14 protein-coding genes are annotated in these 16,405 nt (G+C 42.4%); all 14 read left to right on the top strand.

Going from position 1 to position 16,405, the window contains the following annotated elements; translation table 11 throughout:
• Positions 1–13 precede the first annotated feature (13 nt).
• The gene (locus ACMGGM_RS05760) at positions 14–1,411 is read left to right on the top strand and encodes a mannose-1-phosphate guanylyltransferase/mannose-6-phosphate isomerase (protein ID WP_045281008.1); all 1,398 of its coding nucleotides are present in this window, start codon (positions 14–16) and stop codon (positions 1,409–1,411) included.
• Complete coding sequence (gene cpsG / locus ACMGGM_RS05755) at positions 1,411–2,796, top strand: phosphomannomutase CpsG (protein WP_045135107.1); 1,386 nt, start codon at positions 1,411–1,413, stop codon at positions 2,794–2,796. Before ACMGGM_RS05760 ends, cpsG begins: the two co-directional genes overlap by 1 nt.
• Positions 2,797–2,829: 33 nt before the next feature.
• Positions 2,830–4,149 carry an O-antigen ligase family protein gene (locus tag ACMGGM_RS05750; protein ID WP_014884488.1) on the top strand — a complete coding sequence of 440 codons (1,320 nt, stop codon included), beginning with the start codon at positions 2,830–2,832 and terminating at the stop codon, positions 4,147–4,149.
• Positions 4,146–5,282, top strand: a complete 1,137-nt coding sequence (locus ACMGGM_RS05745) for a glycosyltransferase (RefSeq protein WP_014884487.1) — start codon at positions 4,146–4,148, stop codon at positions 5,280–5,282. The genes ACMGGM_RS05750 and ACMGGM_RS05745 overlap by 4 nt, the downstream gene beginning before the upstream one ends.
• Entirely contained in the window at positions 5,275–6,441 is a 1,167-nt protein-coding gene (locus ACMGGM_RS05740) for a glycosyltransferase family 4 protein (protein WP_045135106.1), read from the top strand. Before ACMGGM_RS05745 ends, ACMGGM_RS05740 begins: the two co-directional genes overlap by 8 nt.
• A 71-nt stretch (positions 6,442–6,512) precedes the next feature.
• Positions 6,513–7,931 (top strand): murein biosynthesis integral membrane protein MurJ, encoded by a 1,419-nt coding sequence (gene murJ, locus ACMGGM_RS05735; RefSeq protein ID WP_052687569.1) that lies wholly within the window; start codon positions 6,513–6,515, stop codon positions 7,929–7,931.
• Between the two features lie 11 nt (positions 7,932–7,942).
• Entirely contained in the window at positions 7,943–9,142 is a 1,200-nt protein-coding gene (locus ACMGGM_RS05730; RefSeq protein WP_045134932.1) for a glycosyltransferase, read from the top strand.
• Positions 9,120–10,301: a glycosyltransferase family 4 protein gene (locus ACMGGM_RS05725; RefSeq protein WP_014884483.1), complete on the top strand. Its 1,182-nt coding sequence runs from the start codon at positions 9,120–9,122 to the stop codon at positions 10,299–10,301. Before ACMGGM_RS05730 ends, ACMGGM_RS05725 begins: the two co-directional genes overlap by 23 nt.
• Positions 10,302–10,344: 43 nt before the next feature.
• Positions 10,345–11,781 (top strand): undecaprenyl-phosphate galactose phosphotransferase WbaP, encoded by a 1,437-nt coding sequence (gene wbaP, locus ACMGGM_RS05720; protein ID WP_014884482.1) that lies wholly within the window; start codon positions 10,345–10,347, stop codon positions 11,779–11,781.
• Positions 11,782–11,819: 38 nt separating this feature from the next.
• Positions 11,820–12,851, top strand: a complete 1,032-nt coding sequence (locus ACMGGM_RS05715; RefSeq protein WP_063943684.1) for a hypothetical protein — start codon at positions 11,820–11,822, stop codon at positions 12,849–12,851.
• A gap of 79 nt (positions 12,852–12,930) precedes the next feature.
• On the top strand, positions 12,931–13,995 hold the full coding sequence (rfbB, locus tag ACMGGM_RS05710; RefSeq protein ID WP_014884480.1) for a dTDP-glucose 4,6-dehydratase: 1,065 nt from the start codon (positions 12,931–12,933) through the stop codon (positions 13,993–13,995).
• 15 nt (positions 13,996–14,010) lie between these two features.
• On the top strand, positions 14,011–14,877 hold the full coding sequence (rfbA, locus tag ACMGGM_RS05705; RefSeq protein ID WP_014884479.1) for a glucose-1-phosphate thymidylyltransferase RfbA: 867 nt from the start codon (positions 14,011–14,013) through the stop codon (positions 14,875–14,877).
• A gap of 6 nt (positions 14,878–14,883) precedes the next feature.
• Positions 14,884–15,780, top strand: coding sequence for a dTDP-4-dehydrorhamnose reductase (rfbD, locus tag ACMGGM_RS05700; RefSeq protein ID WP_045134936.1), 897 nt, complete (start codon positions 14,884–14,886; stop codon positions 15,778–15,780).
• Between the two features lie 10 nt (positions 15,781–15,790).
• Positions 15,791–16,339: a dTDP-4-dehydrorhamnose 3,5-epimerase gene (rfbC, locus tag ACMGGM_RS05695; protein WP_023330866.1), complete on the top strand. Its 549-nt coding sequence runs from the start codon at positions 15,791–15,793 to the stop codon at positions 16,337–16,339.
• The last annotated feature ends 66 nt before the right edge of the window (positions 16,340–16,405 follow it).

The raw sequence follows: 16,405 nt of genomic DNA, 5'->3' as shown, positions 1-16,405 counted from the left end.
CAGGAGAAGCAGGATGTTACTTCCAGTGGTGATCGCAGGAGGAACAGGGAGTCGACTATGGCCGATGTCTCGAGAATTGCAGCCCAAGCAATTTCTTTCATTCCATCAGGGAGGGTCGATGCTTCAAAATACGATCTCGCGTCTTGATGGCCTGGAAGTAGCCGACCCCATTGTCATCTGTAATGAAGATCATCGTTTTCTGGTGGCCGAACAGTTAAGGCAAATGCATAAACTGGCCGGTAATATTATCCTCGAACCCGTTGGGCGAAATACAGCGCCAGCAATCACGCTTGCCGCTCTTCATGCGCTGGAAACCGGCAACGATCCTGTCATGCTCATTCTTGCTGCCGATCATCTCATTGCGAATACTGCGGCTTTCCATTCGGTTATCAGCAACGCTATTCCATTCGCTGAAGAGGGTAAACTGGTTACCTTTGGCATCGTGCCTGTGCAACCAGAGACGGGGTACGGATACATTCAGCGCGGTGAAGTGCAGCATGCGGGTCAGTCTATAGCATGGAAAATCAAACGATTCGTGGAAAAGCCGGATCTGACGACCGCCATGTCCTACCTTGAAAGCAAAGAGTACCTTTGGAACAGCGGTATGTTTATGTTCCGGGCCTCGTCCTATCTGAACGAAGTGGCTAAGTTTTGTCCGTCGATTCTGGAAGCATGTAAAAATGCTATGCAGCAGCCGGTTAACGATCTCGACTTCATTAAGCTCGACAAAGAGATTTTCAGCCGTTGCCCTTCAGACTCCATCGACTATGCGGTTATGGAACATACTGAACTGGGGATTGTGACCGCAATGGATGCAGGTTGGAATGACGTAGGGTCATGGTCAGCGCTATGGGAAACGTCTGCCCACGATGCTGAAGGTAATGCGTTGATCGGTGATATCTTTACTCATCATACTCGGGATTGTTATATCCGTAGCGAGGATAAATTAACGGCAGCACTTGGCTTAGAAGACCTTATTATTGTCAATACGAAAGATGCATTGCTGGTATCCCATAAAGATAGTGTCCAGGATGTGAAAGTCGTTGTTGAACACCTAAAAGCCAATTCACGTAGTGAATGCCGTGAACATACTACCCGTTATATGCCCTGGGGCCACGTTGAAACGCTGGTTCGGGACGCACGATATAGAGTTAACCGTGTGACTATTATACCCGGTGGTGAGCTTTCCCTTCAGTTGCATCACCATCGCATTGAACACTGGGTTGTGCTCACTGGAACCGCGCTTATTGGTGTTGAAGAAAACGAAATCTATCTTACCGAGAATGAATCAACGACGATTCCAGTTGGAAAAAAACACAAGCTCTCGAATCCAGGAAAAATAAATCTTGAGGTTCTGGAAATTCAGTTTGGTAGTTATTTAGGCGAAGATGACGTACTAAGGATTTCATGATGGTAAATAAAAATAATAATAAGTTAAGTTGTTTTAAAGCCTATGATATTCGTGGGAAATTGGGCGAAGAACTTAATGAAGATATTGCCTGGCGTATTGGCCGTGCTTACGCACAATGTCTTGCTCCGAAGCAGGTTGTCGTTGGAGGGGATGTTCGTTTGACCAGTGAGTCATTAAAGCTGGCTCTGGCTGAGGGGCTCATGGCTGGCGGATGCGACGTGCTTGATATTGGACTGTCGGGCACAGAAGAGATCTATTTCGCCACATTTCATTTGAACGTCGACGGCGGTATTGAAGTCACCGCGAGCCACAATCCCATCGATTATAATGGGATGAAGCTTGTTCGTAGCGGTGCGCGACCTGTCAGTGGTGATACGGGTTTAAAAGAGATTCAGCACGTAGCGGAAATGAATGATTTTGCGCCCACACAGCATAAAGGCAATTATAAGAAGATTAATATTCTCAGGGAGTATGTTGATCATTTATTAAGCTATGTGAATCTCAATAATTTCCGTATCAAACCGATGAAATTAGTCATTAACTCCGGCAACGGTGCGGCAGGGCATGTCATTGATGCAATCGAACTACGCTTCAAACAGGCCGGTGTACCGGTAGAATTTATAAAAGTTCATAACGATCCGGACGGTACCTTCCCACATGGCATTCCCAATCCGCTTTTACCAGAAGCACGACAGGATACGGCTAATGCTGTGTTAGCTGCTCAGGCCGATATGGGGATTGCGTTTGACGGTGATTTTGATCGCTGCTTCTTTTTTGACGAAAAAGCCAACTTTATTGAAGGTTATTACATTGTTGGCTTGTTAGCTGAGGCGTTTCTCAACAAAGAGCCTGGGTCAAAAATCATCCACGACCCACGACTCACATGGAATACGGTTGATATCGTCCAGAGTGCTGGGGGTATCCCTGTAATGTCTAAAACAGGCCACGCTTTCATTAAAGAACGCATGCGTGCTGAGAACGCGGTTTATGGTGGAGAAATGAGTGCCCATCATTATTTCCGTGAATTTGCATACTGCGACAGTGGCATGATCCCCTGGCTGCTTGTGGCAGAACTGGTATTAACAACAGGCCACTCTCTTGGCTCATTGGTTGAGTCGCGAATTGCGCGTTTCCCTGTCTCGGGTGAGATAAACAGAAAAGTTATAAATGCTTCGAGATTAATCGCTGATATCGAGGAGCGCTATGCCTCACAAGCTACCGATATTGACTATACGGATGGCTTGAGTATGTCTTTTCCTGAGTGGCGATTTAATATCCGTACATCGAATACCGAGCCTCTGCTTCGTCTGAATGTTGAATCGCATGGAGATCAGAGATTAATGGAAACAAAGCGAGAAGAACTATTAGGGCTGATAAATAGATAGTTTTGGGTTGCTAAATCTCGTGGGATAAAATTAATGATTGAAGTCTTATTAGCAGCAGTCGTAGGTTTACTCGTATATTTTGTTTTCCTCGCGCTGTCCTTACGAACCCGATTGTTGCTGGTGCTTGTATGCAGCATCCCGCAGCTCTACCTGGTGCAATTAAGTGGGGCGGATGTCCCGCTGGCTTTTCTTTTGCCCGCTATACTCCTTCCTGAATTTATCATTAACGCCAATCGGTTCTTAGGCAAACCGGCAAATGTGATGCTGCTTGGGTTGATTGGTATTAGCCTCTTAAGCCTGGCATGGTCAGTTGAGAAATCAATGGGCATCCGTGATATTGCCTATTTGTGTGAGTTTATCGTTATTTCCAACGCCATCTATGTTCTGGCATTAAAAGATCGCATTGCATTATATAAGATTATTAATTTGATGCTGTTCTTTGTTTGCTTGCAGGCTATAACAGTAATCATTTTCCGGTTTAATGAGTCCCTTGAATTAGCAGTTATTCTTTCACCTGTAAGTAAGTTTACGATGGGGATGAACACGCTGCAGGGCTTGTTAGATGGTGCCAGAAACAACTTTTACGACCCGGTAAAATCTGGGGGACTGTTGTTCGTCAATGCCAATGCGGCAGCCTGTTACGTCGGTATCTCTTCGTTTATGGCATGGGGTATCTATAAAGTTTCAAAGGCGAAAATAACGCTATTAATGGCTATCCTGTTGTGGGCCACTGTTTTCTTTACTGGCTCCAAAGCTGGCATCCTTTTTGCCATTCTTATCCCGGCATTCGTTTTCTACCTGACATTGCAGCGCTCGACTAAGGTCATTGTGGTGACAGCAGGCGCTTCTTTTGCCATCGTCTTAATTGCTATCAGCGTTATCTTTAGCGTAATCGGACAAAACGGATTTTTACAGGAATCAACTGATACCGCTGAAACGCGTTACCAGATATGGAGTTATGCTTTTAATGCGTTTACTGATAATCCAATGATGGGACAAGGATTTGGTGGATGGGAAGCCGATTACAGTAAACATACTGATTATTTCCTTCCACCGCATAATACACTTATCTATCTTTGGTCAAAGTCAGGCTTGATCGCCTCTCTTTTGGGGCTCGGCTTTATTCTGTGCTGCATTCGAATTGCCCTTCGGGCGATACGAAGCATCGATGAAAAGCAGAAAAACATCGGATTTTCATTTTTAATGGTGATCTCATGGCTATTCGCACATGGCTTTGGTGAGAACTTTGGTTTGATTGGTGAGCAACACCAGATGGTTGTTTTTGCAGTAATGCTTGGGCTTTGTCTGGCAGGAAATTTACCGATAAACAGGAATTTTAGGGTACAGGAATGAACACGGTCGGTATTTTCAGAAATCAACTATTCAAGGGTTCTGAAGTTTTTATCCAACAGCAGGCAGAAGCCCTCGAGAATTTCAAAAAGTGCTATATCGGCAGACGAGTCATTGGCAAAAAACCAGAGGGGGCTGTCGCACACGTTTTAAATGAACGCGGAGACCTTGCGGGTAAAATTTCTGAGATTGCGAACGCATTCACAACCTCCGCGCTGCCCTATCAAACAGTGCTAAAAGCTCAACCCCTTGATCTTATTCATGCACATTTTGCGATAGATGGACTATATGCGTTAAAACTGGCGCAGCTGAAAGGAATCCCACTGTGTACGACGCTGCATGGATTTGATGTGACTGTGAGTAACAAAGATTTACTAACATCACGGTCTCCAGCCTGGATTAGCTATTTTCTTCATCAGAAGAAACTTAAAAATCAGGGTGATAAATTTATCTGTGTTTCTGATTTTATTGCCCAACAGGCTTTGCGCCATGGCTTCCCTGAAAATAAGATCGTTCAGCACTACATTGGTATCGACATTGACAAATATAAGCCGCGTGAAAGACAAGACTATCAAGGTATCATCCTGCATGTAGCTCGTTTGGTTGAGAAGAAAGGCACTGCCGTATTAATCAACGCCATTAAGCATGTGAAAGAACGAAATGCTGACGTAAAACTCGTTATCATCGGTGATGGTCCTTTGATGGGGGAGCTTAAAGCTCAGGTCTCATCGCTAGGGCTCGAACGGAATGTGACATTCACTGGTGCGCTTTCGCACGGTGACGTGATGACGTGGATGCGTAAAGCAAGTATGTTGGTTCTACCAAGCATTACAGCGAAGACAGGGGATGCAGAAGGATTAGGGATGGTACTTCTCGAAGCGGCAGTGACAAGTGTACCCGTTATTGGTACCCGTCATGGAGGCATTCCTGAAGCGATAATCGACGAGCACACTGGATTTTTGGTCAGGGAACGAGATGCTAATCAGCTTGCTGAGAGAATAGACTACTTATTGAACAACGAACAAACATCTTTTGAAATGGGCGATAATGCGCGCAACTTTATTCGCGAAAAATTTAATCTCTCAGAACAAACCTTGAAATTAGAAAAAATTTACCAGGAACTGATTCATGGCTAAAGAAGTAATTATTTTTTCCCGCTCTCTTCCATTTCATCATCTTGGTGGGATGGAAGTGGTGGCATGGGATTTAGCTGTTGAGTTGCAAGCAAAAGGATTTGATGTAAAAGTTGTTACAACTAATTTTGATGCGGAAACAATATTACCAGTAAACAGTCCTGAAATAATCAAGATTAAAAATATACCGCAGGCAGTCTATTCTAAGGAGTGGTGGTCTGAGACTGAAAAACTGGCCAATTCCTGGCGTAATAAAGATAACGTAGTTGCTGTAATAAGTATCAGCGCAGGTGCGTTCAGTGTCTTGCAGCATAAAAAATGCTTCCAGAATGCTAAGTTTATCATGCAGGCGCACGGAACATCTGTAGGTGAGATGATTTCAAAGCTCAAAACCCGACAGCTTAAAAAAATTCTGTCCAGTGTAAAAAATATTTTAGGTTTTTATGCTGATGCAAAACATTATTCTCAGTTTGACTGGATTGTTGCTGTCGGTGAAGCGGTAAAGACTGATTTAACACATTTTCCTACTACGCTGATCTGCCAAAAAGAAAAAGTTGTAAAGATCGAGAATGGCATTGATGAAATATTATTCTCTGATGAAACATCAAATCGAGCGGCATTGCGGGCAGAATTGAAAATCGATTCTGATGCGTTGGTGTTTCTTTCGGCTTCACGCTTACATGAGCAGAAAGGTATCGATAACAATATTGATGTTTTTGCGAAAATTAAAAAATCAAAACCTAATGCAAAACTTCTCATATGTGGCAACGGTCCCTACGAACCACAATTGCGAAAGAGAGTTGATGACCTTTCCCTGAACAATGACGTATTGTTCCTTGGCGCTAAAAGTCGCTATGATTTAGCGAAGCTTATGCAGTGTGCTGATATATTTTTATTCCTGACGAAAAGGGTTGAAGGGTTACCTTTAAACGTGCTGGAAGCCATGAGTGCTGGGGTACCAATTGTCATCTCTGAACATCTCACTTTCACTGCTGGAGAGAAAGTATTTAAGTGCAATCCGAGTGAGATATCAATTAATGATTTATTAGGTTATATAGATATGATTAGTTGTAAAGAAAGAAAATCATATATATCCAAGCAGAATACATTAAGTCATGCGGTTAACGAATACATTTCATTATTTCTTAGAGCATTCAAATGAAAAAAGCCATAAGCCAATTGCTTAGTGGAAATATGCTCTCAAAGGTACTTGGATTAGCCAGGGAAGTTTTTATGGCTAAGTTTTTTGGCACAGGTGATGTTAATGGGGCCTACCGTATTGCCCAGACAGGAACTTTAGTGCCAATTAATTTTATGACAAGTGATAGCCTTAATTCAGCGTTTATTCCCTTATACAAAAAATATTTAACAGAAAATGAATTTCGTGCATCAACATTCAAGTTATGTATGTTTATTTTCTTTGCGTTGGTATCGATAGCGATATTTATAGTTCTCTACTTTTTGTCAGACTATTGGGTTGGCATCATGGCACCTGGAATTAGCGGGAACGCACGTGAGATGTCGACCGAACTACTAAAGATAATGGCAATTTGCTGCCCATTTTATCTGTTTTCAGCATTAATAAACTACCTCTCAATGGCACATGGGGACTACAAACCCATATCGATGCGAGCTTCTATCCAGAATGTTGGAATGCTGTTAGGGGTGGTCGCTGCATACTATTTTCGCAATTATTTATATTTAGCCTGGGGATTTACCGGCAGTTATATCATTTTCAGTATATGGGCGCTTTTACGTGCCAGAAAAAGTACCATATTAACTCTCCCACACCGTTTTGATATTGTAGAAGTTAAGTTGGTATCGAAGAGCTTTTGGATAACTCTGCGACCTTTGCTTATATTGCCGTTAATCTTGCAGGGAAATATTACTCTTGAAAGAGCCCTTGCATCATTTATTAGTATTGATGTGGTATCTGGTCTAGATTATGCGCGTTTTATCACCGATACCGTTGTTTTTATTTTATCTGTACCAATAGCTTTTGCGGGCTTGTCCGAATGGTCCTCACAGAAACCAGAGGTTGTCAGAGACAAGATCAAAGTTATTTATAAATGGTTGGCTTTATTAGTAATTAACATATCTTTTTTCATCTTTTTCTATGCGAAAGACCTTGTTATCCTCCTGTTTATGCGCGGTGCTTTCGACCACCATTCTGTAGCGGTGACTACAGATATTATCCAGGGTATGTGTATAGGACTCTGGGCACAGGTAATTGGCTATATATTTATAAAAGCACTCAGTGCGCACCTTAAAAATAAGCAGGTACTGATTGTTATGATGGTTGCTCTGCTCAGTAATGCTATTGTAAACCTGGTGACTTACAAAGTCTGGGGCGCTTTCGGTTTAGGTTTGGGGAACTCAATTTACAGTTTAATGATGTTCATTCTTAGCGCCTGTTATTTGAAAATTGCAAAAGATCTCCTCCCGGTACTCATTAAAATATCTATTGGTCTTGTTGTTTATACATCACTCATTCTTGCATTTGGACATTATTTAGTTGAACCAGATAATGTGATTCTCCGGATAATGATGAATGGTTCAATTTTCGTGATGTTTAGCTTAATATGGGCTATGTCATTCCCTATGTACAGAAATGGTATTAAAGGGATTCTCACTAAGAAAGGACTACGATAGCGTAATAATTTATGAAGAAAAATACAGACATTAAAGATATTGTCGTTTTATCTACTGCTGACTGGGATAATCCTTTCTGGACCAACAAACAGCATGTTGCTTTAGAACTGGCGAAACGTGGTCATTGTGTTCTTTATATTGAATCTTTGGGATTACGTCGACCCAGCGTAAACAAGAAAGATCTATCGCGAATTCTTCGCCGCATAATTAAAGCAATTAAGGCGCCGCGAAAAGTTCGCGATAATATTTGGGTATGGTCGCCAATTTCTATCCCGTTCAACAGCTATGCATTTGTTCGCAAGCTAAACAAACTCATTCTAAGTAGTGCTCTTAAGTACTGGTGTTGGCGCTTAAAATTCAAGAATGAAACGCTATGGACTTATAATCCTTTGACAACACGTTTTCTTGAACCCGATAATTTCAGTTACGTAGTATACCATTGCGTTGATGAAATTAAGGCCCAACCTGGGATGCCAGTTGACATTCTTCAAAATGCTGAAGAAGAATTAGTGCGACGCGCTGATATTACGTTTGTTACGTCATTGACGTTGCTTAAAACAAGGAAGAAATGGAGTGATGAAGTCTATTACTTCTCCAACGTCGCGGATTATAACCATTTCTCAAAGGCGCTGGATGAACATTTGCCGATACCTGTCGACTTGAGCAACATTCCAGAACCACGAATGGGATTTATCGGTGCAATCAGTGGCTATAAGGTAAATTTCTCGTTACTTGAAAGAATTGCGGAAGCTCATCCTGAATGGTCAATAGTGATGATTGGGGATATAGGAGAGGGGGATCCAGACACCGACGCAACACAGCTTACTCGGCATAAAAATATTCATCTTCTTGGACCGAGAGCCTATCAGGAACTGCCTGGTTATCTGAAAGGATTTACGGCGACATTGCTTCCGAATAACCTAAATGAATATACAGCTTCGATGTTCCCAATGAAATTCTTTGAGTATCTGGCTGCGGGAAAAGCTGTAGTGAGTGTGGATTTAGCCTCGCTTTGTGACTTTACGGACTATGTTCGTATCGCCCACAGTCCCTCTGAATTTATTTCTGCGCTAGAAGATATCACTTCTGGAAACCGGATTTCGGTAGAAAAGTGTCAGGAACTCGCTAGGGAATATACATACCAGTCACGCACTGAAAAAATGTTCAAGTTAATTGATGAGAAGCGTAATGAAAGTAGCAATCGTACATGAGTGGTTCAGTTCCTATGCAGGTTCTGAAAAAGTCGTTGAGCAAATCCTTCATTGCTATCCTGATGCGGATGTGTTCGCTGTCTGTGATTTCTTAAAACCAAATGACCGCCACTTTTTAAATAATAAAAAGGTCACCACAACATTTATCCAGCGTTTGCCATTTGCATCTAAAAAATTCCAGTCATATCTTCCATTAATGCCGCTGGCAATTGAACAGCTTGATATGTCTGAATACGATGTTATTATCTCAAGCAGCCACGCTGTATCTAAAGGGGTTATCACTGGGCCGGATCAAATTCATATTTCATATGTTCATTCTCCTATCCGCTACGCATGGGATTTCCAACACCAATACCTGCGCGAATCTGGACTGGATAAGGGTCTGAAGGGTTTACTTGCAAAATATTTGCTACATAAAATCCGTATTTGGGATTACCGTACTGCTGCGGGTGTTAATCATTTTATTGGCAACTCGAATTTTATCGCACGGCGTATTAATAAAGTTTATGGAAGACAAGCTGATGTTATTTATCCTCCTGTAAATACTGAAAAATTCGAATTTAGCGATAGTAAAGAAGATTTCTACCTGGCCGCGTGTCGTATGGTGCCTTATAAGCGGGTTGATCTCATTGTTAGCGCATTTGCTAATATGCCAGAAAAGAAATTAATTGTTATCGGTGACGGCTCTGAAATGGAGAAGATTAAACAGCTGGCTACGGATAACGTTACGCTTCTGGGATATCAGGACGATGCTGCACTAGTTGATTTTATGAAGCGTGCTAAGGCATATGTTTTTGCCGCAGAAGAAGATTTCGGCATATCACCTGTTGAAGCGCAGGCAAGCGGTACTCCGGTCATCACCTACGGTAAAGGTGGTTGCCTCGAAACGGTTAAACCACTGGGTAGTAAGAAAGCGACCGGCGTGTTCTTCTTTGAACAAACCGCAGATGCCATTTGTGAAGCAGTGAATACCTTTGAAAAATATGCGAGCGAGATTAAGCCGGAAGATTGTCGCGAACATGCTTTAACGTTCTCGGAGCAGCGCTTCCGTGACCAACTTAGTCAATATGTTGAAAGCGCCTGGGCGCAATACTCTGAGTCCTTAATTAATACTCAGGCTGCAAGACTACAGAACAGCTATACTCATTCGGAAAAATAATGACCACGGCATAGATCAAATGATTTATGCCAGGGATTAAATAATGAAAATCAGCGTATTTAAAGATCAAAAGAAAGAATTTATTTGCCGTAGCGCCCTAATGGCGTCAGACTTTTTTTGGCTAAATGCTTCTTTAGGACTCTCGTTTCTAACCGTCATGTTCTTTATTGGCGACCTGAATACCTTCATGCCGATCCGTCAGATAGATGTGCGTGTTTTATCACACGTTATTCTCACTGCGTTGTGTGTTTTCTGGTTTGGCGTCCGCCTTCGCCACTATGCACAAAAAAAGCCGTTCTGGTCAGAGCTAAAAGAAACATTACGAACTATCGTCATTTTTTCGATCTTCGATCTTGCATTGGTTGCATTCTCCAAATGGCATTTTTCTCGCTATATTTGGGCCTATTGCTGGTTATACGCCATTATCATGGTTCCATTATCGCGTGAAATCACCAAATCTATACTTAACAAGTTGGGCTACTGGAAAAAACGTACGGTTATTCTAGGTTCAGGCAGGAATGCGCGTGAAGCCTATTTTGCTTTACAGAGCCACGAAGTCTCAGGTTTTAAAATTGATGCGTTTTGTGATTTTGATGCAACTGACGATATGATGGAAGAATGTCCCATAGTCAAAGACGAGGAGACATTACTCACATCTTATAATTCATTTTCAACGCAGTTTGTTGTGGCGTGTGATTTTGATGAAAAAGATAAGTTTGAAAACTGGTTAAGGTTCCTGGCGAAACATAAGTGCCGAAATGTGATTATTATTCCTTCCCTGCGAGGATTCCCTTTATACGGCACTAGTATGTCCTTTATATTCAGTCATGAAGTATTACTGTTGCAGGTTCACAATAATCTTTCCAAAGCAACGTCACGCTTCATCAAACGGACGTTCGATATTGTCTGTAGTCTGGGTATTCTCGTTGTTTCGTCACCTTTGTTTGTTTATCTCTGGTATAAAGTCTCCCGCGACGGCGGCCCTGCAATCTATGCACATACAAGGATAGGTCGTCGGGGTGAAAAATTTGACTGTTACAAATTCCGCTCGATGAATATCAATTCGAAAGAAATTCTTGCGCGTTTGCTAGAAAATGACCCAGAAGCCAGGGCGGAATGGGAAAAAGATTTTAAGCTCAAAAACGACCCCCGGATTACACCTATTGGCCACTTTATTCGTAAAACCAGCCTCGATGAATTACCTCAATTGTTCAATGTGCTCAAAGGGGAAATGAGTCTCGTTGGCCCTCGTCCAGTCATTCATGAAGAGCTGGAACGATATGCTGATGATGTTGATTATTATCTGATGGTTAAGCCAGGAATGACCGGGCTATGGCAGGTCAGTGGCCGTAACGACGTAGATTACACAACCCGTGTCTATTTTGACTCCTGGTATGTCAAAAACTGGTCTCTATGGAATGACATAGTGATTTTGTTTAAAACGGTTAGCGTGGTTCTTTTTAGAAAAGGTGCTTATTAATTTTCATACCTGGATGTGATCGGTAATACGGAGTTTTAATGAAAGCTTTTGTTTTTGTTAATGATAATGGTGCGGCCTATTGTCGCTATGCTAAAAATGAGATACCTGCACAGTTTGTGTATGGTGTATCAAAACTGGAAAAAATGGGATTTGAGGTAAAGGTTGGCGAAGGACGCTTATTCAAAGATTTAGTCTCCTTCTGGAAATTTAAGCCTGACTTGTTTTTTATGCCATTTCTCAAAAGAAAGACGATGATCTATTTCATTCTGGCAAAAATTTTCATGTTCCCAACAAAATTCGCGGGCTGGATGCATCTCGACGTCTTTTCGCAACCAGGTTCCAGACTCAAAAGAATGATTCATTCACTGCTGCTGCCTTTTTTGCAGCTATATGTTAAACGCATTGATGCCATTTTCTTTCTTTCTGATAAAACTCGCGAAGAAATCATTCTATCAAGACAGCTTCCTCAGGACCGATGTCATTTTGTTCCCTGGGGGGGGGAGGCGAATTTTTACGCCCCCTTTGTTAAAATGCGCCATGATGATAAAATCATTTCTACAGGGCGGGAGAATAGGGATCTCCCGGCAGTAATGAATGCGTTAAAAAATAGCGACGTTACGATAGATATTTATACCAGCGATTTGTCATTACAGGATAGTTATGTTAATGCAACAGGAAAGGTTGATGTAAATAAAGGAAGATGGGAATATAAAGAATTACTTGAAAAAGTAAGTGCTTCAAAATGTATGATAATTCCGCTTAAACTTTCTAAGGTAAATTATTGTGTCGGATTATCTTCGTTGATTGAAGCAATATCTCTGGGAGTTCCAGTTATAGCAACCTATAATCCATACTGGTACGTCGATATCGAGAAAGAAAATTGCGGTATTTATATTAGAAACAATTCAGAGAGTGAGTGGTTGCGAGCTCTTGAACAGTTGAATAATAATCCGGCGTTGGTAGAGCAAATGTCGAAAAATGCCTTGAAGGTATTTAAAGCGAAATGTGATTTTGCCCGTACGGAAGACATACTCGCGTTACATGTAGATAAATTACTAAGAAAAATGTAATCCTTGTATTTTCCTTATTTATTTTATAGCAATATGATGATTGCATAATCTTAAAATTAACTAATTGAAAGTGAAAATTATGAAAATTCTTGTCACTGGTGGTGCGGGTTTTATTGGTTCAGCCGTGGTCCGTCATATAATAAACAATACTCAGGATGTGGTTTGTGTTGTTGATTGTTTAACGTATGCCGGAAACATAGAGTCCCTGGCTCCGGTTCAGGACAATCCACGCTATTCATTTTCTCTAACTGATATTACCGATGCAAAAGGTGTGGCAGATGTCTTCAATACCTTTCAGCCCGATATCGTAATGCATTTAGCGGCCGAAAGTCATGTTGACCGCTCGATAGATGGACCCGCAGCTTTCATACAGACCAATGTAATCGGCACATTTATTCTGCTTGAGGCGTCACGCCAATATTATGCATCACTTGATGATGAGCGTAAAAAGGCTTTTCGTTTCCATCATATTTCTACCGATGAGGTATTTGGTGACCTGCACGATGCAGATGACCTCTTTACTGAAGAGACACCTTATGCGCCAAGTAGCCCTTACTCTGCATCCAAAGCGGGAAGCGATCATTTAGTTCGCGCCTGGAACCGTACCTATGGTTTACCAACGGTGATCACTAACTGTTCGAATAACTATGGTCCGTACCACTTCCCGGAGAAATTAATTCCTCTCATCATCCTTAACGCACTGGCAGGAAAACCGCTTCCCGTTTATGGGAATGGTGAGCAAATTCGTGACTGGCTATATGTCGAGGATCATGCCCGGGCACTGTATAAAGTAGCGACAGAGGGCGAGAATGGTGAAACCTATTGTATAGGTGGCCATAACGAACGAAAAAATATTGATGTTGTAAAAACCATTTGTGCAATACTTGATAAAATTATCGATAAAAAACCCAAAGAAATTTCCAGTTTCGCCGACCTTATTACTTTTGTGGCTGACCGCCCTGGACACGATCTTCGCTATGCCATTGATGCTACCAAAATGAAGAATGCTCTTCACTGGGAACCTCTCGAAACGTTTGAAAGCGGGATTGAAAAAACGATTCACTGGTATTTAAACAACCAGGGTTGGTGGCAGCGCGTTCTTGATGGCTCTTATGCTGGCGAACGTCTTGGACTGAATAAATAATCGAGGTACAGAGTTATGAAAGGCATTGTTTTAGCTGGAGGTTCAGGCACGCGTTTGTACCCCATTACCCAAGGTGTGTCAAAGCAGTTGCTTCCAATATATGACAAACCTATGATTTTCTATCCAGTATCGGTGCTTATGCTTGCCGGTATTCGGGATATCCTGATTATTACGACGCCTGAGGATATGCCTGCTTTTCAACGCTTAATGAAAGATGGCTCTCAGTTTGGCGTAAATTTCACTTATGCAGTCCAACCTTCACCTGATGGTTTGGCTCAGGCTTTCACTATCGGTGAGAAGTTTATTGGTAACGATCCTTGTGCTTTGGTTCTTGGTGATAATATTTTCTTTGGCCAAAGTTTTGGAATGAAGTTAAATGCAGCGGCTAAGAAAACTACAGGCGCGACTGTGTTTGGTTATCAGGTTCAGGATCCCGAGCGTTTTGGTGTCGTCGAGTTTGATGAACATTTCAAAGCGTTATCTATTGAAGAAAAACCGCTGAAGCCAAAATCTAACTGGGCAGTGACGGGGCTTTATTTCTACGATAACAATGTTGTGGATATGGTTAAAGAAATCAAACCTTCTGCGCGCGGCGAACTTGAAATTACCACATTGAATCAGATGTATCTTGATCTCGGTAAGCTTGATGTTGAACTTCTTGGCCGTGGCTTTGCCTGGCTTGATACAGGCACGCATGACAGCTTAATTGAAGCTTCTCAGTTTATCCACACCATCGAAAAACGGCAGGGTATGAAAGTGGCGTGTCTTGAAGAAATTGCCTACCGGAATAAATGGTTAAGTGCTGACCAATTAGCTATCCAGGCCGAACTGCTTCAGAAAACCGCCTATGGTCAGTATTTGAAAATGTTGATTGGACAATAATCGGTTATGGCACTCAAAATATTACTTGTTGGAAAAAATGGTCAGGTCGGATGGGAATTACAACGTTCTCTTTCTATCCTTGGCGACGTCATCGCAGTCGATTATTTTGATAAGGATTTGTGTGGTGACCTGACGAATTTACCGGGCATCGCACAGACGGTTCGAACCGTAAAACCTGACGTTATTGTTAATGCGTCAGCACATACTGCCGTTGACAGAGCGGAGCAAGAACGCGAGTTGTCAGAATTACTGAATCATAAAGGCGTCGCAGTGCTGGCTGAGGAATCAGCGAAGATCGGTGCGCTTCTTATCCATTATTCTACTGACTACGTGTTCGACGGAGAGGGTGAACATTATCGCTTAGAGGATGAGAACCCCTCACCGCTGAATGTTTATGGTGAGACCAAATTAGCGGGAGAATTAGCGATTGCCCGTCTTAATCCTCGTCATCTTATCTTCCGCACCAGTTGGGTCTACGCCACGCGCGGGAATAATTTTGCGAAAACGATGCTGCGCCTAGCGCGTGAAAAAGAAACCCTTTCTGTTATCAACGACCAGCACGGTGCTCCGACAAGTGCTGAACTGCTTGCCGATTGTACTGCTCTGGCCATTCGTGAAGAGCAACGTAATAAAAATGTCGCCGGTAGCTACCATCTGGTTGCGAGCGGGGAAACGACATGGTTTGATTATGCCAGTTTTGTATTCAATGTCGCTAAGGCTCATGGTGAATCACTTGCTGTGAATGATGTTATCGGCATACCGACCAGCGAATATCCAACCCCGGCTACCCGGCCATTGAATTCACGCCTTTCTAACGAAAAATTTGAGCGTGTTTTTGGCGTGAAGCTTCCTGACTGGAAAAAAGGGGTTGAGCGCGTGGTTGTTGAAGTATTAGGTAAATAAAGAGTGAATAATGAAAGTTATTGATACTGAAATTTCTGATGTCAAAATCATTGAGCCAGTTGTTTTTGGCGATGAACGCGGTTTCTTCATGGAAACATGGCAACAGAAAAAGTTTTGTGAGCTGGTTTGTAATCGCAGCTTCGTGCAGGACAATCACTCGAAATCTGCAAAGAACATTTTGAGAGGCTTACATTACCAGACTCAAAATCCGCAGGGTAAATTAGTCCGTGTCGTCAGTGGAGAAGTATTTGATGTTGCGGTCGACATGAGAAAATCATCAGCCACTTTCGGACAGTGGGTCGGCGTTATTCTTTCCGCCGAAAACAAACGACAACTCTGGATCCCTGAAGGCTTTGCTCACGGCTTCTACGTTTTGTCTGAAAGTGCAGAGTTTGTCTATAAATGCACTGATTATTACAACCCGCAGTCCGAGCATTCTTTATTGTGGAACGATGATTCTATCGGGATCACATGGCCTCTTACCGAGGGTGAGTTACCTGTGCTCTCATCCAAGGATCGAGAGGGTAAGCCCTTCGCCGACGCCGTGTATTTTGACTAATTGATAGCCAGTTTGCTTATCTCGCAGTGGTAAGCGCACCAAAGGCTATCTAAAACTCACATGCAT

Source organism: Enterobacter sp. BNK-14 (genome assembly GCF_047456095.1).
Lineage (GTDB): Bacteria > Pseudomonadota > Gammaproteobacteria > Enterobacterales > Enterobacteriaceae > Enterobacter > Enterobacter kobei.
The sequence above is the reverse complement of the archived record's forward strand: the minus strand, read 5'-3'. Positions and strand labels throughout refer to the sequence as shown.